The organism is Streptomyces tuirus, from assembly GCF_014701095.1.
In the GTDB taxonomy this organism is placed as follows: domain Bacteria; phylum Actinomycetota; class Actinomycetes; order Streptomycetales; family Streptomycetaceae; genus Streptomyces; species Streptomyces tuirus.
Genome location: NZ_AP023439.1, coordinates 3,854,021 through 3,871,420 on the forward strand (window position 1 = coordinate 3,854,021; position 17,400 = coordinate 3,871,420).

The following is a 17,400-nucleotide window of genomic DNA, read 5'->3' on the forward strand; positions in this document are numbered from 1 at the left end:
CACAGCCGACGCGCCTCTTCGAGCCGCTCCCACGAGGAGGTGCCGTCATGACGGTCATGGAGCAGCGGGGCGCGTACAAGCCGACCCCGCCGCCCGCCTGGCAGCCCCGGACGGATCCCGCGCCGCTGCTGCCCGACGCGGAGCCGTACCGCGTCCTCGGCACCGAGGCGGCCGCGAAGGCCGACCCCGAGCTGCTGAGGACGCTGTACGCGCAGCTGGTGAAGGGCCGCCGCTACAACGCGCAGGCCACCGCCCTCACCAAGCAGGGCCGTCTGGCGGTCTACCCCTCCACCACCGGCCAGGAGGCCTGCGAGGTCGCCGCCGCGCTCGTGCTGGAGGAGCAGGACTGGCTCTTCCCGAGCTACCGCGACACCCTCGCCGTCGTGGCCCGCGGCGTGGACCCCGTCGAGGCGCTCACCCTGCTGCGCGGCGACTGGCACACCGGCTACGACCCCTACGAGCACCGGGTCGCCCCCCTGTGCACCCCCCTCGCCACCCAGCTGCCGCACGCCGTCGGTCTCGCGCACGCCGCCCGCCTCAAGGGCGACGACGTGGTCGCGCTGGCCATGGTCGGCGACGGCGGCACCAGCGAGGGCGACTTCCACGAGGCGCTGAACTTCGCCGCCGTCTGGCAGGCCCCGGTCGTCTTCCTCGTGCAGAACAACGGCTTCGCGATCTCCGTCCCGCTGGCCAAGCAGACCGCGGCCCCGTCGCTGGCCCACAAGGCCGTCGGCTACGGCATGCCCGGCCGCCTGGTCGACGGCAACGACGCCGCCGCCGTGCACGAGGTCCTCTCCGACGCCGTGCGCCACGCCCGCGCGGGCGGCGGTCCCACCCTGGTCGAGGCGATCACCTACCGCGTCGACGCCCACACCAACGCCGACGACGCGACCCGCTACCGCGGCGACGCCGAGGTCGAGACCTGGCGCGAGCACGACCCGATCCGCCTGCTGGAGCGCGAGCTGACCGGGCGCGGCCTGCTCGACGAGGCCGGCATCGAGGCCGCCCGCCAGGACGCCGAGACCATGGCGGCGGCCCTGCGCGAGCACATGAACCAGGACCCGGCCCTGGACCCGATGGACCTGTTCACCCACGTCTACGCCGAGCCCACCCCGCAGCTGCGCGAGCAGCGGGACCAGCTGCGGGCCGAACTGGAGGCCGAGGCCGACACCGAGGGGGGCACGCACCGATGAGCACCGTCGCCGTCAAGCCGGCCACCATGGCGCAGGCCTTCACGCGCGCGCTGCGCGACGCCATGGCCGCCGACCCCGCCGTGCACGTCATGGGCGAGGACGTCGGCACCCTCGGCGGCGTCTTCCGCGTCACCGACGGCCTCGCCGAGGAGTTCGGCGAGGACCGCTGCACCGACACCCCGCTCGCCGAGGCGGGCATCCTCGGCACCGCCGTCGGCATGGCGATGTACGGCCTGCGCCCGGTCGTGGAGATGCAGTTCGACGCGTTCGCCTACCCGGCGTTCGAGCAGCTCATCTCGCACGTGGCCCGCACCCGCAACCGCACCCGCGGCAGGATGCCCCTGCCGATCACCATCCGCGTCCCCTACGGCGGCGGCATCGGCGGCGTCGAGCACCACAGCGACTCCTCCGAGGCGTACTACATGGCGACTCCGGGGCTCCATGTCGTCACGCCCGCCACGGTCGCCGACGCCTACGGGCTGCTGCGCGCCGCCATCGCCTCCGACGACCCGGTCGTCGTCCTGGAGCCGAAGCGGCTGTACTGGTCGAAGGACTCCTGGAACCCCGAGGAGCCGACGCCCGTTGAGCCGATAGGCCGCGCGGTGGTGCGGCGCCCCGGCCGGAGCGCCACGCTCATCACGTACGGGCCGTCCGTACCCGTCTGCATGGAGGCGGCCGAGGCGGCCCGGGCCGAGGGCTGGGACCTCGAAGTCGTCGACCTGCGCTCCCTGGTGCCGTTCGACGACGAGACGGTGTGCGCCTCGGTGCGGCGGACCGGACGCGCGGTCGTCGTCCACGAGTCGGGTTCCTTCGGGGGCCCGGGCGGGGAGATCGCGTCCCGGGTCACGGAGCGCTGCTTCCACCACCTGGAGGCGCCGGTGCTGCGTGTGGCCGGGTTCGACGTCCCGTATCCGCCGCCGATGCTGGAGCGCCACCACCTGCCCGGTGTGGACCGGATCCTGGACGCCGTGGGGCGCCTGCAGTGGGAGGCCGAGAGCTGATGGCACAGGTGCTGGAGTTCAAGCTGCCCGACCTCGGTGAGGGGCTCACCGAGGCGGAGATCGTGCGCTGGCTGGTCGAGGTCGGCGACGTGGTCGCGATCGACCAGCCGGTCGTCGAGGTCGAGACGGCCAAGGCGATGGTCGAGGTCCCGTGCCCCTACGGCGGTGTGGTCACGGCCCGCTTCGGCGAGGAGGGCACGGAACTGCCCGTCGGGGCGCCGCTGATCACGGTGGCGGTGGGGGAGCGGCCCGCCTCTGGCGCCGACGGCACCGCCTCCGAGGGGTCGGGCAACGTCCTGGTCGGGTACGGCACCTCCGAGGCGCCCGCGCGGCGCCGCCGGGTGCGGCAGGAGCGGCCGGTGTCCGGCGCGTCCGCAGCCGGGCCGACCGGTGCCGCCGCGGCGCCGGCACACGCGCAGGCCGCGGTCCCCGCGACCGCGGTGACCACGCGGGCGGGCGAGCCCCCGGCGTCGGTGAACGGGCAGGCCGGCGGTCCCGGGACGGACGACGGTCCCGTCCCCGTGATCTCGCCCCTGGTGCGCCGGCTGGCCCGGCAGAACGGCCTTGACCTGCGGGAGCTGACCGGGTCCGGCCCCGACGGGCTGATCCTGCGAGCGGACGTCGAGTACGCCCTGCGTGCCGCGGGCCGCGGCGCCACGACGGCACCGGCGGCCGAGCCGCACCCGGGCGTGCCCCAGGCACCGGCACCGGCCCTCGCGTCCCGGTCCTCGGCACCGGCGGCCCCCGGCGAGACCCGCACCCCGCTCAAGGGCGTCCGGGGCGCCGTCGCCGACAAGCTGGCGCGCAGCCGCCGCGAGATCCCGGACGCCACCTGCTGGGTGGACGCCGACGCCACGGAGCTGATGCGGGCGCGCACGGCCATGAACGCGGCCGGCGGTCCGAAGATCTCCCTGCTGGCCCTGCTGGCCCGGATCTGCACCGCGGCCCTCGCCCGCTTCCCCGAGCTCAACTCCACAGTGGACGCGGAGGCCAGGGAGATCGTCCGGTTCGACCAGGTGCACCTGGGCTTCGCGGCGCAGACCGAACGGGGCCTCGTCGTCCCGGTCGTACGGGACGCGCAGGCGCGGGACGCCGAGTCGCTGACGGCCGAGTTCGCGCGGCTGACCGAGGCGGGCCGCACGGGGACGCTGACCCCGGGCGAACTGACCGGCGGCACCTTCACGTTGAACAACTACGGCGTCTTCGGCGTCGACGGCTCCACCCCGATCATCAACCACCCCGAGGCCGCCATGCTCGGCGTCGGCCGCATCGTCCCCAAGCCGTGGGTGCACGAGGGCGAGCTGGCGGTGCGCCAGGTCGTGCAGCTCTCGCTCACCTTCGACCACCGGGTGTGCGACGGGGGCGTGGCGGGCGGCTTCCTGCGGTACGTGGCGGACTGCGTCGAACAACCGGCGGTGCTGCTGCGGACGCTCTGATCGTGCACGGGCCTGACGGGGGAGGCCTCTCTGCCGCCGCGCGGGCTTGGCGGGGGAGGCCTCTCTGCCGTCGTGCGGGCTTGGCGTCGCTTCTCTGCCGTCGTGCGGGCTTGGCGGCTGTTTCTCTGCCGCCGCGCGGGCCCGGCGGTCGCCGCTCCGCCGCCCCGCGGACGGCGTGACGCCGTGATTTCCGTTCGGCCCGCACCGCACCCAGTGATCGCGTCGGTTCCCCCGCGTTCCCTGTGATCGCGGGGACACGCATACTCGGGGGGTGACCGCCTACGAGCGCCCCGGCGTACCCGGCACCGGCACCGGCCCCGGACACGGCGCGGAACCCGCCGGGTACGACGCCGTCGTGCTCGCCGGTGGAGCCTCCCGGCGCCTCGGCGGCACGGACAAGCCCGGGGTGCGCGTGGGCGGCCGGGCCCTGCTCGACCGTGTCCTCGCCGCCTGCGGCGGTGCCCGGAGCATTGTCGTCGTCGCCGCGCCCCGGCCGACCGCACGGCCCGTGACCTGGGCCCGCGAGGACCCGCCCGGCGGCGGACCGCTCGCAGCGCTCGACGCCGGGCTCCGCCACACCACGGCCGAGCACGTCGTGGTGCTCTCCGCCGACCTGCCGTTCCTTCAGGAGCCCACCGTGGACCGCCTGCTGGACGCGCTGCGGGAGAGCGGCCGCGACGGCGTGCTGCTGACCGACCCCGGCGGCCGTGACCAGCCGCTCGTGGCCGCCTACAGTGCGCCGCGGCTGCGTGAGGAGCTCACGGTGCTCGCCGGACGGCACGGCTCTCTCGCCGGTCTCCCCCTGCGGCGTCTCACCGCCGGGCTGGACCTCACCCGCATCTCCGACCCCGTCGCGTCCTTCGACTGCGACACCTGGGACGACATCGCCACCGCCAGGGCACGTATCAGGGAGCATGGGCACGTGTTGGATGAATGGATTTCCGCTGTCAAGGACGAACTGGGGATCGACCTCGATGTCGACACCCGCGGCCTGCTCGACCTCGCCCGCGACGCCGCCCACGGTGTCGCCCGGCCCGCGGCGCCGCTGACCACCTTCCTCGTCGGCTACGCGGCCGCGCAGGCCGGCGGCGGCCCCGAGGCGGTCGCGGAGGCCGCCCGCAAGGCCGTGGCCCTCGCCGCCCGCTGGGCGCAGGAGAGCACCCCCGAGGAGCGGCCATCGGGCGACGGACCGCAGTCGTCCGGTGATGGACCGCAGTCGGCCGGTGATGGACCGACTTCGTCCGGTGACGGACCTGCGTCGTCCCCCGGTGATGTCGCCCCCGACGCCACCCCCGACACCCGCCCGGACGCCGGATGACCCCGCACGGCGCCCGTGCCGGTGAGGACGCCGAGGACCTCGATGTCGAGGAGGTGCTCGCCCTCGTGAGGAACAGCAACGGCGATCACCTGCCCGCCCCCGCCGCTCGGAGTGACGGAGGCGACGCCGGCAGCGCCCACCCCTCCCACCGGCCGGACACTTCCGCCCGGCCGCCCGACACCCGGCACCGAGCCACCCCCTGGCCCGAGGCCCGGGCCCTCGCCGAACGCGCCGGCCGCGACGCCGTCCGGGCAGCCCGCCGCGCGCCCGTCTCGGCGCCCCTCGACACCGCCCTCGGCCTGACGCTCGCCGCGCCGCTCGACGCCCTCACCGACCTCCCCTCCTTCGACACCTCCGCGATGGACGGCTGGGCGGTCTGCGGTCCCGCCCCCTGGCACGTGCGGGACGCGGGCGTCCTTGCCGGGCACGCCGCGCCCCCGTCCCTCACCGACGGCGAGGCCGTCCGGATCGCCACCGGCGCCCGCATCCCCCCGGACACCACCGCGGTCCTGCGCAGCGAGCACGGCCGCACCGACGACAAGGGCCGCCTGTACGCGACCCGGGACGTCGTCCCCGGCCAGGACATCCGCCCCCGCGGCCAGGAGTGCCGCACCGGCGACCAGCTCCTCGCTGTCGGCACCCTCGTCACCCCGGCCGTCCTCGGGCTCGCGGCGGCCGCCGGCTACGACGCCGTCACCGCGGTCCCCCGCGCCCGCGCCGAAGTCCTGGTCCTCGGGGACGAGTTGCTCACCCAGGGCCTGCCACGCGACGGCCTGATCCGGGACGCGCTCGGCCCCATGCTGGCGCCCTGGCTGCGGGCGCTCGGCGCCGACGTCACCGCCGTCCGGCGCATCCGCGACGACGCCGATGCCCTGCACCGGGCCGTCACCACCTCCGACGCCGACGTCATCCTCACCACCGGCGGCACCGCGGCGGGCCCCCTCGACCACGTCCACCCCACCCTGCGCCGAATCGGCGCCGAACTCCTCGTGGACGGCGTCAAGGTGCGCCCGGGCCACCCCATGCTGCTGGCCCGCACCACGCCGACCCAGTACCTCGTCGGCCTGCCGGGCAACCCGCTCGCCGCCGTCTCCGGGCTGCTGACGCTCGCCGAGCCGCTGCTGCGGATCCTCGCGGCCCGCCCGGCCCCGGAGCCGTACACGATGCCGCTCCGGGACGCCGTGCACGGGCACCCGCACGACACCCGGCTCGTCCCCGTCGTCCTGCGCGGCGACGAGGCCGTGCCACTGCACTACAACGGCCCCGCCATGCTGCGCGGCATCGCGGCGGCCGACGCGCTGGCCGTCGTGGAGCCGGGCGGCGCACGTCCCGGGCAGGAGGCGGAACTGCTCGACCTGCCCTGGGCGTCGGCAGGTATCGGGGTGTGTTTCACGTGAAACTTCCGGGCCAGGACGCGATCGCCCGCCAGGCCGACGAGCATCTGGTGACCTATCGGGTGAAACTCCCGAGAAAAGTGGTGGAGCACCCGATCCGCCAGGTCGCCAAGCGGCTCTCCATGGCGCTGTTCGTCCTCCTGCTGACCGCGCTGATCGTCTACGCCGACCGCGACGGCTACAACGACAACGCGGGCGGCGGCATCAGCCTCCTCGACGCGTTCTACTACGCGACCGTCACCCTCTCCACCACCGGTTACGGTGACATCACCCCGGCGAGCGAAAGCGCCCGGCTCACCAACATCCTCGTCATCACGCCGCTGCGCGTGCTGTTCCTGATCATCCTGGTCGGTACCACCCTGGAAGCCCTCACCGAACGCACCCGGGAGGAGTGGCGGCTGAACCGCTGGAGGTCCACGTTGCGCGATCACACCGTCGTCATCGGCTTTGGCACGAAGGGCAGGTCGGCGATCCAGACCGTCTGCGCGACGGGCCTGCGGAAGGAACAGGTCGTCGTGGTCGACCCCAGTTCCAAGGTGATCGACGCCGCGACCGCCGAGGGCTACGCGGGCATCGTCGGGGACGCGACCCGCAGCGAGGTGCTGAATCAGGCCGAGGTGCACAAGGCGCGCCAGATCATCATCGCGACCCAGCGCGACGACACCGCGGTGCTGGTGGCGCTGACGGCCCGCCAGATCAACCGCGGAGCGAAGATCGTGGCCACGGTGCGGGAGGAGGAGAACGCGCCGCTGCTCAAGCAGTCGGGCGCCGACGCGGTCGTCACCAGCGCCAGCGCCGCCGGCCGGCTGCTCGGCCTGTCCGTGCTCAGCCCCGCCGCCGGCATGGTCATGGAGGACCTCATCCAGCAGGGCAGCGGCCTAGACATCGTCGAACGGCCGGTGGTCAAGGCCGAGGTGGGCAAGACGCCGCGGGAGGTGGACGACCTGGTGGTCAGCGTCATACGCGGGCACCGGGTCCTCGGCTACGACGACCCGTCCATCGGGCGGCTGGAGCTGACCGACCGGCTCATCACGATCGTGCGGAAGACCCCGGCCACGCAGGTCGCGCCGGACATCCGCCCGATGCCCCCGATGCCCCGCAACAACTGACGACCGCAGCGAACGGCCGGCCGGCCCGCACACCCGTCACAGCGAACCGCCGGCCGCCTTGCACTCGGGCGCGGTGCGCAACGGCCGGCCAGTGCGGGGCGGCCGGCCGAAAACGCGGCGACCCAGGGCTACTTCCGGTTGTACAGCCGCATCGTGACCGGCCCGAAGACCAGCACGAACAGCGCCGCCCAGCCCAGCGACCAGGCGACCTCGTCGGCCGGCCAGTCCCCGCCCATCAGGCCGCGCACCGCCGACGCCAGATGAGTGATGGGGCTGTTGTTCACGAACGCCTGCAGCCAGCCCGGCATGGTCTTCGGGTCCACGAACACGTTGGACAGGAACGTGAGCGGGAAGATCACCATCATGCTGACGCCCATCACCGACTTCTCGGTGCGCAGCATCAGCCCGAACATCGTCCAGATCCACGAGAAGGCGAACGAGAAGGCCACCAGCAGGGCGATCCCGGCGAGTACACCGGCGACCCCGCCGTCCGGCCGGTAGCCGAGGATGACGCCGACGGTCAGCATCACGACCGAGGCGATGGTGTACCGCAGGGCGTCACCGAGCAGATAGCCGACCATCGTCGACGGCCGCCAGATCGGCAGGCTGCGGAACCGGTCGAAGACGCCCTTCTCGATGTCGGTGTTCACGGAGACACCCGTGTACATCGTGATCATCACGACCGACATCACGAGGATGCCCGGCAGCAGGAACTGGATGTACTCCTTCGGCGAGCCGGCCAGGGCCCCGCCGAACAGGTACGTGTACATCAGCACCATCATGATCGGGAACGCCGTGACGTCGAAGAGCTGCTCCGGCACGTGCTTGATCTTGAGGATGGCCCGCCAGCCGAAGGTCATCGACGCCGACCACGCGCTGGGCCGCGGCGGCCGCTCCTTGGCGACGAGCAGGGCGGCGAGCGACTCGGCGCTGACCGGGGCGAGCTCTTTGCTCTCGGTGGTCGTCGCGGTGCTCATGCCGCCACCTCGTCCTTCGGGTCGTCGGAGCGGTCGGAGGAGTCGTGCGTGTCGTGTCCGGTGAGGGCGAGGAACACCTCGTCCAGGCTGGGCTGGCCCAGCGAGAAGTTGTCGACGGTGATCCCGGCGCGGGCCAGCTCGCCCAGGGCGCGGGAGGCCTGCTCGGCCGCGGAGTCGGCGCTCGCCGCCGTACCGAGGCGGGCGGTGAGGGCCACCGGGTCGGGCTCCGGCTGCACCTGCGCGTCCAGGGCGCGGCGCAGCAGCTCGCCCGCGAGGTCGCGCTGGTCGGGATCGCGCAGCCGCAGATGCACGGACCCGGCTCCGACGGACGACTTCAGTTCGCCCTTGGTGCCCTCGGCGATCACTTTGCCGCGGTCGATGACGGCGATCCGGGACGCCAGCTGGTCGGCCTCGTCCAGATACTGCGTGGTCAGCAGCACGGTGGTGCCCTGGGCGACCACGGCCCGCACGATCTCCCAGACCTGGTTGCGGCTGCGCGGGTCCAGGCCGGTGGTCGGCTCGTCGAGGAACAGCAGGTCGGGGGTGTTGAGGATGGACGCGGCGATGTCGATACGGCGCCGCATGCCGCCCGAGTAGTGCTTGACCTGCTTTGCGGCGGCCTCCGTCAGGCCGAAGGCCTCCAGGAGCTGGCCTGCGCGCTCACGGGCGGCCTTCTTGTGGTGGCCGAGCAGCCGGCCCAGCAGGACCAGGTTCTCGGTGCCGGTGAGGTCCTCGTCGACCGAGGCGTACTGGCCGGTGAGGCTCACCCGGCCGCGCACCTCGTCCGCCTCGCGGACGATGTCGTGGCCGAAGACATGCGCTTCGCCGCCGTCCGGCCGCAGGAGTGTGGCGAGCATCTTCACGGTGGTGGTCTTGCCGGCGCCGTTCGGGCCGAGGACGCCGTAGACCGTGCCCGCGGGCACGGACAGGTCGACGCCGTCGACGGCCCTCGTCTCGCCGAACGTTTTCACCAGGCCCGCGGTTTCGATCGCCAGGCCGGACATCTGCGTGCTCATGCTTCGGGTCCTTCCGCGTGCTTGGGCTACGCATGGGGAGACCTTTACCGTCGCGCAAACTCATCGGTGGCGCACATGGGTTTTCGCCGGGACCGGACCAATGGCGCAGGGGCGGGGGTCCCGGCGGCGGAGGGGACTCCGTCCGGGGACCGAGGGGTACGGTCCCTTGCATGCATGCGATCACGATTCCCGAACCTGGTGGGCCCGAGGCGCTGGTCTGGGCCGAGGTCCCGGACCCCGTGCCCGGCGAGGGCGAGGTCCTGGTCGAGGTGGCGGCCAGTGCCGTCAACCGGGCCGACATCCTGCAGCGGCAGGGCTTCTACGAACCCCCGCCCGGAGCGTCCCCCTACCCCGGTCTGGAGTGCTCCGGGCGGATCGCCGGGATCGGCACCGGCGTCTCGGGCTGGAACGTCGGCGACGAGGTGTGCGCGCTGCTCTCCGGCGGCGGCTACGCCGAGAAGGTGGCCGTGCCGGCCGGGCAGCTGCTGCCCGTGCCCGACGGGGTGAGCCTGACACAGGCCGCGGCGCTGCCCGAGGTGACCTGCACCGTCTGGTCGAACGTCTTCATGATCGCCCACCTGCGGCCCGGCGAGACGCTCCTCGTGCACGGCGGCTCCAGCGGTATCGGCACGATGGCCATCCAGCTGGCCAAGGCGGTCGGTGCGCGGGTGGCGGTGACGGCCGGTACGAAGGAGAAGCTCGAGCGGTGCGCCGAGCTGGGCGCCGACATCCTGGTCAACTACCGCGAGCAGGACTTCGTCGAGGAGGTCAGGAAGGCGACGGACGGCGCCGGGGCCGATGTCATCCTCGACAACATGGGCGCCAAGTACCTGGAACGCAACGTCAGGGCCCTGGCCGTCAACGGCCGGCTCGCGATCATCGGCATGCAGGGCGGTGTGAAGGGCGAGCTGAACATCGGCGCCCTGCTGGCCAAGCGCGCCACCATCAGCGCGACGTCCCTGCGTGCCCGGCCCCTGGAGGAGAAGGCGGCCATCGTCGCCGCCGTCCGCGAGCACGTCTGGCCGCTGTTCACCGGCGGCCACCTGCGCCCGGTCGTCGACCGCGAAGTCCCGATGCCGGACGCTGCCGCGGCCCACCGCGTGGTGGAGGAGAGCGGCCACGTCGGCAAGGTCCTCCTGATCGCCCCCAACTCCGCCTGACCCCCGCGCCGGGCCCGCGTCACCCGCCCCGACCGGGATGCGGCCGCGGGCTCGGCCCAGCCCACGAAGAGGCAGGGCCCGCCCCCGGGCTCACTGCGACCCACCGGGGTCCGCAGCCCGGTGCGGTCCTCCCCCGGCGCCGACACCACCACCTGCCGGGCAGTGCTGCCCCCCCCCGCCCGCGGCAGCAACACCGCGCCGGCGGGAGGCGGCTCATGGCAGGCGCCAGTCCCACCGCGCCTGGCAAACCCCTCGACCTCCCTCGGCGGCAGACGGCCCGCGGCGGCGGCCCGGCGCACAGTGAGGGCCCGCCCTGCCCGGCGATGGCCTGCCTCACTGTCTTCGGTGAGGCGCCCGACCCGCCTCGGCGGCAGACGGCCGGTGGCGGCAGCCCGGCAGACGCCCTGCGGCGGCGCCCCAGCGCGCCGCGAAGCGCCGCCCTGCCCGGCGAGCCCTCACCGTCTTCGCTGAAGCGCTCGACCGCCTCGGCGGCAGACGGCCGGTGGCGGCAGCCCGGCAGACGCCCTGCGGCGGCGCCCCAGCGCGCCGCGAAGCGCCGCCCTGCCCGGCGAGCCCTCCCCGTCTTCGCTGAAGCGCTCGACCGCCTCGGCGGCAGACGGCCGGCGTCGGCAGCCCGGCAGACGCCCTGCGGCGGCGCCCCAGCGCGCCGCGAAGCGCCGCCCTGCCCGGCGAGCCCTCACCGTCTTCGCTGAAGCGCTCGACCGCCTCGGCGGCAGACGGCCGGTGGCGGCAGCCCGGCAGACGGGCCCGCCGTGGCAGCCCAGCGCACCGCGAAGCGCCCGACCCGCCCCGGAGGCGGATGGCGCACGGCGGCAGCCTCACCCGCCAAGCCACCGCCACCGCCGCCACCACCGCAAACGCCTACCCCCGCCCCTACACCCGCCGCAGCCGCAGCGCGAAGAAGGCCAGGCCCAGGCCCAGGCCGATCAGGAGCAGGCCGCTGCCCAGGGGCAGGATGCGCAGGACCTGGCCGACGGGGCGCTCGGCTGTCGCCGCCTCTCGGACGGGGTGCTCCGCCGGGGCGGAGGGCTCGGGGGCGATGTCCCGAGGCTCCTCGGGGACCGCCGTGGCGTCCGCGACGCCCGGTGTCTCCCCGGTGTCCTCCGGCCGTCCCGGCCGCACCCGGCCCTCCCCGGCCCGGCTCCCGGCCCGCGAGGGCTCACCGGCGGCGGAGGGAGCCGCCACCGCGGACGGGGTCGGCGAAGCCGCCCGGGCCGACGGGGCCGCCCGGGGCGAGGAAGCGGACCGGGACGACGGCGCCGACCCGGGGGGCGGGGTGGACCGGGGAGACCGGTGGGACGTCGGGCGCCCATGGGCCGACCGGGTGGGCCTGGGCGTCCGGTCAGCGGTGGGGCCCGGCCCCGTGTCCTCGTCCGCTGTTCCCTCCTCGTCGTAGGCGAGGACAGCCCCGTGGGACGGGACGGATCCGTAGGGTGAGACGACCGCGCCGGCCCCCAGGGCGAGCACCAGTCCCGCCGCCCGCAGTGCGCGTAGCCATGGAGTCACGTGGGTGACCCCCTCCCGCCGCGTGCCCGGTGGGGCAGATACGGCAAGTTCGGTCATATCGAGGCAACCAGCCTCACACCGCCCCGGGCTCCCGGCACTCCGGGTTCGGCCGACGGGCGGAATCGCTGCACAATCCGGTTATGTCGATACGTCACGGGCTGCTGGCCCTCCTGGCGGCCGGCCCCCGCTACGGCTCCCGCCTGCGCACCGACTTCGAGACCCGCACCGGCGGCACCTGGCCGCTGAACATCGGGCAGGTCTACACGACGCTCGGCCGCCTGGAACGGGACGGCATGGTCGCCCAGGACGCCGTCGACGCCGCCGGACGGACGCTGTACGCGCTCACCGAGGCCGGCCGGGCCGAGCTGCGCGCCTGGTACGACCGCCCCGTCGAACGGGCCGATCCGCCGCGCGACGAGCTGGCGATCAAGCTGGTGATGGCGCTCGGCGCGGACGGAGTCGACGTACGGGAGGTCGTCGAGGCACAGCGGCGGCACGTGGCGGCGGCCCTGCACGACCATGTGCGGCAGCGTGCCGAGGCCCTGGCCCGCGCGCCGGAGCACCCCGAGGAGATGGCCCGCCTCCTCGTCCTGGAGCAGCTCGTCTTCCAGGCAGAGGCCGAGGTCCGCTGGCTGGACCACTGCGAGGCCCGACTGCTCCGTTTCACCCGGGAGGACGAACCGCCCCGCCGGGAGCAACCCGAAGCCTGACCGATTCGTCTCCTCCGGCGTGGTGGATCAACCTCCCTGGGGGGCACCACGGAGGTGAGATGCAGGCGTGCGAGAGAATGGCGGCATGGAGATGCCGAGGAACGAACGGTCGCCGGAGAACCCGCAGATCCTGGTCGTGGGCCAGGACGGCATGGCGCTCGGTGGCGGCAGCGCAGACGAGGACTCCCGCGAGACCCCGGTCACGGAACAGGTGGAGCAGCCCGCGAAGGTCATGCGGATCGGCAGCATGATCAAGCAGCTGCTGGAGGAGGTGCGCGCGGCTCCCCTGGACGAGGCCAGCCGGGCGCGGCTCAAAGACATCCACGCCAGCTCGGTGAAGGAGCTGGAGGACGGTCTGGCGCCCGAGCTGGTCGAAGAGCTGGAGCGGCTCTCCCTGCCCTTCACGGACGAGGCGACCCCCAGCGACTCCGAGCTGCGCATCGCGCAGGCCCAGCTGGTCGGGTGGCTGGAGGGGCTCTTCCACGGGATCCAGACGACGCTGTTCGCCCAGCAGATGGCGGCCCGCGCCCAGCTGGAGCAGATGCGCCGCGCCCTCCCGCCGGGAGTCGGCGACGGCCTCGACGAGCAGCACCCGGGCCCCCGGACGGGCGGCCCCTACCTGTAGACGTCCGCAGGCCGCACAGACCGAGGGGCCCGGCAGCCGAAGCTGCCGGGCCCCTGTGCGTTCCGGCTTACGTCAGGAGGGCGGGTTGCCCGTCGAGACGCTGAGCTCGATCTCGGGCATGTCCTCCGGGTCGACGTCGGTGTCGGCGGACGGGAACTGGTTCATGACCGTGCCGTCGCCGTAGGTGTTCTCGTCGACCTTCTTCTCGTTCAGCTCCCAGCCGGCCGCCTGGAGACAGGCCTTGACCGACTTGATGTTCTTGAACTTGAAGTCCGGGATCTGGATCTTGTCGGGGTCGTTGTACGACTCCTGCGGCTCCGTGCACTCCTCGGTGTCGATCGTCTTCGTGGTGTCCGGCCCGCGGTAGCCGGGCTTCTTCTCCGCCGAGGCCGACGCACTCGCGCCGCTGCCGCCGCCCTTGTCGTCCTCGCCGCCGCCGTTCAGCAGCAGCGCCGTGACGAGGCCGCCGACGGCGACGACCGACACGATGACCGAGCCGATGATCACCGGCTTGTTGTTCCTGCCGCCGGAGGAGGCCCCCGCGGTCTGGGGCGTCAGGTTGTACGGCGGCGGCGTCGACGGGCCGTGCTGCGGGGAGTACGCCGCGGGGGACGGCGTCTGGTAGCCGCCCTGCTGCGGATAGCCGTAGGCCGGGGCCGGCCCCGCCGGGGCGGGCGTGCCGTACGGGTTCGGCGGCGGGGTCGGCTGGTACGGCGTCTGGACCGAGCCCGAGGGCGTGGGGGCCGCCTGATCGACCGGCGGGAACACGGCCGAGCCGACGCCCGCGCCGCTCGGGGCCTGGGTGCCCGGCACGATGCTCGGCGGCGCGGCGTTGAAGGACGCCGCCACGCGCAGGCATTCGTCGCGCATGGCCTCGGCGCTGGGGAAACGCTCGTTCGGGTTCTTCTTCAGCGCACGGGCGATCAGCGCGTCCACGGCCGGGGGCAGCGAGCGGTTGATCGAGGACGGAACCGGCGGCTCCTCCTGCACGTGCGCGTACGCGATGGCCAGCGGCGAGTCCGCCTCGAACGGCAGCCGCCCGGTGACCAGTTGGAACAGCATGATGCCGACCGAGTACAGGTCGGAGCGGGCGTCCACACCGCGGCCGAGGGCCTGCTCCGGCGAGAGGTACTGCGGGGTGCCGACGACCATGCCGGTCTGCGTCATCGACGTCACGCCGGACTGCATGGCGCGGGCGATGCCGAAGTCCATGACCTTGACCACGGCGCGCTTGGTCATCATCACGTTGCCCGGCTTGATGTCGCGGTGGACCAGGCCCATCTCGTGACTGATCTCCAGCGCGGCCAGCACGTCCGCCGTGATCTTCAGCGCCTTGTCCGCGGGCATCGCGCCCTGCTGCCGCACGTCCTCGTCGAGAACCGAGCCGAGCGGGCGGCCCTCGACGTACTCCATGACGATGTACGGCGTCGTCATGCCGTCGAGGGTGTCCTCGCCGGTGTCGAAGACCGACACGATGTTGGTGTGCGTGAGCTTGGCCACGGACTGGGCCTCGCGGCGGAACCGCTCGCGGAAGGCCTGTTCCCGTCCGAGATCCGTGTGCAGTGTCTTGATGGCGACCTGCCGGTCGAGCACGCTGTCGTACGCGAGGTGCACCGAGGCCATGCCGCCCTGGCCGAGCAGGTCGCGCAGCTGATAGCGGCCATTGGCGAGCGCCCGCCCCGTGTACTGGCCCTGTGCGCCGTCCTGGCTCATGTTCCCCGTCCCCCGTAGCCCCTGCAGGCGCCGCCGACTGTCGCTGATCCGTCGTTGATCCAAACCGCCATTCCCGGCCAAGTCTGCCCCAGGGCACCGACACGTCAAGCTCGGTGCCCGTTCCGTGACCGTACGCGAAAGAAGCGTCGCGTAAGCGTTACAGGGGGCGTACGGCCGGCACACGGAATTTGCACGACAGTAAGGAGTGAAGGTTTCATGGCCGGTCCGTCTCGTGCCCATCCCGGCACCCCTTCTCGGACCGGAGGCTTGCGCGGAGGCTGTAGCGTGGCCGACGGAGACCGTAACAACACCGCGCGCACCGCGGGCAGAAACGACGGCGAGGACTGATGGCACAGCAGCAGGCCGCTCAGGGCCCGTCCGACCCCGAGGCGTCTGGCGGCGGCATGTCGGACGCGCCTGAGCTCTGGGGTAACGGCGGGTTGGTCGGGGACGGCCGGTACCGGCTGACCCGCAGACTCGGCCGGGGCGGCATGGCCGAGGTGTTCGCAGCCGAGGACGTCCGTCTCGGACGCACCGTCGCGGTCAAGCTGCTCCGCTCCGACCTCGCCGAGGACCCGGTGTCCAAGGCGCGCTTCACGCGCGAGGCCCAGTCGGTGGCCGGTCTCAACCACCACGCGATCGTCGCCGTGTACGACTCCGGCGAGGACTTCGTCGGCGGCCAGTCCGTGCCGTACATCGTCATGGAGATCGTCGAGGGCCGCACCATCCGCGACCTGCTGCTGAACGCGGAGGCCCCCGGCCCCGAGCAGGCGCTGATCATCGTCTCGGGCGTCCTGGAGGCGCTGGCCTACTCGCACCAGCACGGCATCGTGCACCGCGACATCAAGCCCGCCAACGTCATCATCACGCACAACGGCGCCGTGAAGGTGATGGACTTCGGCATCGCCCGCGCCCTGCACGGCGCGTCCACCACGATGACGCAGACCGGCATGGTCATGGGCACCCCGCAGTACCTCTCCCCCGAGCAGGCGCTCGGCAAGGCCGTCGACCACCGCTCCGACCTGTACGCGACGGGCTGCCTGCTCTACGAACTCCTCGCGCTGCGCCCGCCGTTCACCGGCGAGACCCCGCTGTCGGTGGTCTACCAGCACGTCCAGGACATCCCGACGCCCCCGTCCGAGGCGTCCGACGCCTGCCCGCCGGAGCTGGACGGCCTGGTCATGCGCTCCCTCGCCAAGGAGCCCGACGACCGCTTCCAGACGGCCGAGGAGATGCGCGGGCTGGTCCAGTACGCGCTCCAGATGCTCTACGACCAGGGCGGCCACACCGGCACCTGGAACACCGGCCCGGTCGCCATGCACGACGGCCGGCACACCCCGTCGGGCGGCTTCGCCGGCACGGCCGTGATGGGCCACCCCGGGGACGCCTCCGGCACCACGCAGATCCCCTCGCCGATCCTGCCCGGCGGCTACGGCAACGGGGACGACGGCGGCTTCGAGGGCCACGGCAACAAGGGCAGCGGCCGCGGCAAGCTGTGGATCCTGGCCGTGCTCGCGGTGATCGCCGTCGCCGCGGGCGTCGCGCTGGCCCTGCAGAACACCGGCGGCGGCAAGGACGACCCGAGCAAGAAGCAGTCGCCGACCACCTCGCAGACGACCGAGGACAAGACGCCCAGCGAGACGCCGAGCGACGACGACACCGGCCGGCCGACCGACACCTCCACGGACGACGGCTCCGGGACCGGCTCGGGCAACGGCAACTGGACGCCGTCCTACACGCCCTCCTACACCCCGTCGCAGAGCGCTCCGGAGACGCCCACCGGCGAGCCGACGGGCGAGCCGACCACGGCGGAGCCGACCGGCGAGCCGACGGAGGAGCCGCCCACGGACCCGGGCACGCCGACCGGCGACACGGGCGGTGCCGACGGCGGCACCACGGAAGGTGTCGTCGGAGGCGCGGGCGGCGCCGAAGACTGACCCTGCGGCTCGACCTCGCAGCTCACTGGCATGATCCACGCGCGCGTGGGGCCCGGAAACGGGACCCGCGCGCGCGTGCCGTTCGGGGCGCGCCGAAAAGTGGACTCTTCCCGTGACCTGGGTCACCGGGTTAACGTGCGGTTGCTCCGGCCTCCTGCAAGGCTGTGACCTGGGACCCTTCACCGCCTTCCCGATTTACTTGGATATCCAAGCAAAATCGCAGGTCAGAGGGGGTTTCACAGAAATGTGGCGCACTGGGTAACGTGCTTTCTGCAGGGCGCTCG

The 17,400-nt window shown here is 73.4% G+C and carries 14 protein-coding genes; 10 read left to right on the forward strand and 4 right to left on the reverse strand.

All coding sequences use genetic code 11. The features are described 5' to 3' along the window. The first annotated feature begins 47 nt into the window (after positions 1 to 47). From pdhA to IGS69_RS17750, 6 genes are all read left to right on the forward strand, one after another. Positions 48 to 1,193, forward strand: a complete 1,146-nt coding sequence (pdhA, locus tag IGS69_RS17725; RefSeq protein WP_190900912.1) for a pyruvate dehydrogenase (acetyl-transferring) E1 component subunit alpha — start codon at positions 48 to 50, stop codon at positions 1,191 to 1,193. Continuing rightward, on the forward strand, positions 1,190 to 2,194 hold the full coding sequence (locus IGS69_RS17730) for an alpha-ketoacid dehydrogenase subunit beta (protein WP_190900914.1): 1,005 nt from the start codon (positions 1,190 to 1,192) through the stop codon (positions 2,192 to 2,194). The genes pdhA and IGS69_RS17730 overlap by 4 nt, the downstream gene beginning before the upstream one ends. Continuing rightward, positions 2,194 to 3,630, forward strand: a complete 1,437-nt coding sequence (locus tag IGS69_RS17735; RefSeq protein ID WP_190900916.1) for a dihydrolipoamide acetyltransferase family protein — start codon at positions 2,194 to 2,196, stop codon at positions 3,628 to 3,630. Before IGS69_RS17730 ends, IGS69_RS17735 begins: the two co-directional genes overlap by 1 nt. Positions 3,631 to 3,901: 271 nt before the next feature. Further along, entirely contained in the window at positions 3,902 to 4,948 is a 1,047-nt protein-coding gene (locus IGS69_RS17740; protein WP_190900918.1) for an NTP transferase domain-containing protein, read from the forward strand. Continuing rightward, the gene (locus IGS69_RS17745; RefSeq protein ID WP_190900920.1) at positions 4,945 to 6,345 is read left to right on the forward strand and encodes a molybdopterin molybdotransferase MoeA; all 1,401 of its coding nucleotides are present in this window, start codon (positions 4,945 to 4,947) and stop codon (positions 6,343 to 6,345) included. Before IGS69_RS17740 ends, IGS69_RS17745 begins: the two co-directional genes overlap by 4 nt. Then, positions 6,342 to 7,451, forward strand: a complete 1,110-nt coding sequence (locus IGS69_RS17750; RefSeq protein WP_190900922.1) for a potassium channel family protein — start codon at positions 6,342 to 6,344, stop codon at positions 7,449 to 7,451. Before IGS69_RS17745 ends, IGS69_RS17750 begins: the two co-directional genes overlap by 4 nt. A gap of 128 nt (positions 7,452 to 7,579) precedes the next feature. On the opposite strand, the gene IGS69_RS17755 is transcribed toward IGS69_RS17750, so the two are convergent. Both IGS69_RS17755 and IGS69_RS17760 read right to left on the reverse strand, forming a co-directional pair. After that, on the reverse strand, positions 7,580 to 8,428 hold the full coding sequence (locus IGS69_RS17755) for an ABC transporter permease (RefSeq protein ID WP_190900924.1): 849 nt from the start codon (positions 8,426 to 8,428) through the stop codon (positions 7,580 to 7,582). After that, a complete protein-coding gene (locus IGS69_RS17760) occupies positions 8,425 to 9,444 on the reverse strand; it encodes an ATP-binding cassette domain-containing protein (protein ID WP_190900926.1) in 1,020 nt (339 codons plus the stop codon). Before IGS69_RS17760 ends, IGS69_RS17755 begins: the two co-directional genes overlap by 4 nt. 170 nt (positions 9,445 to 9,614) lie before the next feature. Between IGS69_RS17760 and IGS69_RS17765 the strand changes: the two genes are divergently transcribed. After that, complete coding sequence (locus IGS69_RS17765; protein WP_190900929.1) at positions 9,615 to 10,604, forward strand: NAD(P)H-quinone oxidoreductase; 990 nt, start codon at positions 9,615 to 9,617, stop codon at positions 10,602 to 10,604. A gap of 894 nt (positions 10,605 to 11,498) precedes the next feature. On the opposite strand, the gene IGS69_RS34650 is transcribed toward IGS69_RS17765, so the two are convergent. Next, positions 11,499 to 11,810, reverse strand: coding sequence for a hypothetical protein (locus IGS69_RS34650; RefSeq protein ID WP_232543554.1), 312 nt, complete (start codon positions 11,808 to 11,810; stop codon positions 11,499 to 11,501). Between the two features lie 461 nt (positions 11,811 to 12,271). On the opposite strand from IGS69_RS34650, the gene IGS69_RS17775 reads away from it, so the two are divergent. Together IGS69_RS17775 and IGS69_RS17780 are read left to right on the forward strand one after the other, a co-directional pair. Next, the gene (locus IGS69_RS17775) at positions 12,272 to 12,841 is read left to right on the forward strand and encodes a PadR family transcriptional regulator (RefSeq protein WP_190900933.1); all 570 of its coding nucleotides are present in this window, start codon (positions 12,272 to 12,274) and stop codon (positions 12,839 to 12,841) included. Positions 12,842 to 12,926: 85 nt separating this feature from the next. Beyond that, on the forward strand, positions 12,927 to 13,466 hold the full coding sequence (locus IGS69_RS17780) for a bacterial proteasome activator family protein (protein ID WP_190900935.1): 540 nt from the start codon (positions 12,927 to 12,929) through the stop codon (positions 13,464 to 13,466). A gap of 72 nt (positions 13,467 to 13,538) precedes the next feature. Here the strand turns inward: IGS69_RS17780 and IGS69_RS17785 are convergent, their stop codons facing one another. Next, positions 13,539 to 15,179 (reverse strand): protein kinase domain-containing protein, encoded by a 1,641-nt coding sequence (locus IGS69_RS17785; protein ID WP_190900937.1) that lies wholly within the window; start codon positions 15,177 to 15,179, stop codon positions 13,539 to 13,541. A gap of 347 nt (positions 15,180 to 15,526) precedes the next feature. Between IGS69_RS17785 and IGS69_RS17790 the strand changes: the two genes are divergently transcribed. Further along, positions 15,527 to 17,116 (forward strand): protein kinase domain-containing protein, encoded by a 1,590-nt coding sequence (locus IGS69_RS17790; RefSeq protein WP_190900939.1) that lies wholly within the window; start codon positions 15,527 to 15,529, stop codon positions 17,114 to 17,116. The last annotated feature ends 284 nt before the right edge of the window (positions 17,117 to 17,400 follow it).

What these genes read in the sequence shown, in the direction of transcription:
- IGS69_RS17785 (WP_190900937.1), bottom strand. Translation starts at nt 15,179, where the DNA reads ATGAGCCAGGACGGCGCACAGGGCCAGTACACGGGGCGGGCGCTCGCC.
- IGS69_RS17730 (WP_190900914.1), top strand. Translation starts at nt 1,190, where the DNA reads ATGAGCACCGTCGCCGTCAAGCCGGCCACCATGGCGCAGGCCTTCACG.
- IGS69_RS17735 (WP_190900916.1), top strand. Translation starts at nt 2,194, where the DNA reads ATGGCACAGGTGCTGGAGTTCAAGCTGCCCGACCTCGGTGAGGGGCTC.
- IGS69_RS17765 (WP_190900929.1), top strand. Translation starts at nt 9,615, where the DNA reads ATGCATGCGATCACGATTCCCGAACCTGGTGGGCCCGAGGCGCTGGTC.
- IGS69_RS17755 (WP_190900924.1), bottom strand. Translation starts at nt 8,428, where the DNA reads ATGAGCACCGCGACGACCACCGAGAGCAAAGAGCTCGCCCCGGTCAGC.
- IGS69_RS17775 (WP_190900933.1), top strand. Translation starts at nt 12,272, where the DNA reads ATGTCGATACGTCACGGGCTGCTGGCCCTCCTGGCGGCCGGCCCCCGC.
- IGS69_RS17790 (WP_190900939.1), top strand. Translation starts at nt 15,527, where the DNA reads ATGGCACAGCAGCAGGCCGCTCAGGGCCCGTCCGACCCCGAGGCGTCT.
- IGS69_RS17745 (WP_190900920.1), top strand. Translation starts at nt 4,945, where the DNA reads ATGACCCCGCACGGCGCCCGTGCCGGTGAGGACGCCGAGGACCTCGAT.
- IGS69_RS17760 (WP_190900926.1), bottom strand. Translation starts at nt 9,444, where the DNA reads ATGAGCACGCAGATGTCCGGCCTGGCGATCGAAACCGCGGGCCTGGTG.
- IGS69_RS17780 (WP_190900935.1), top strand. Translation starts at nt 12,927, where the DNA reads ATGGAGATGCCGAGGAACGAACGGTCGCCGGAGAACCCGCAGATCCTG.
- pdhA (WP_190900912.1), top strand. Translation starts at nt 48, where the DNA reads ATGACGGTCATGGAGCAGCGGGGCGCGTACAAGCCGACCCCGCCGCCC.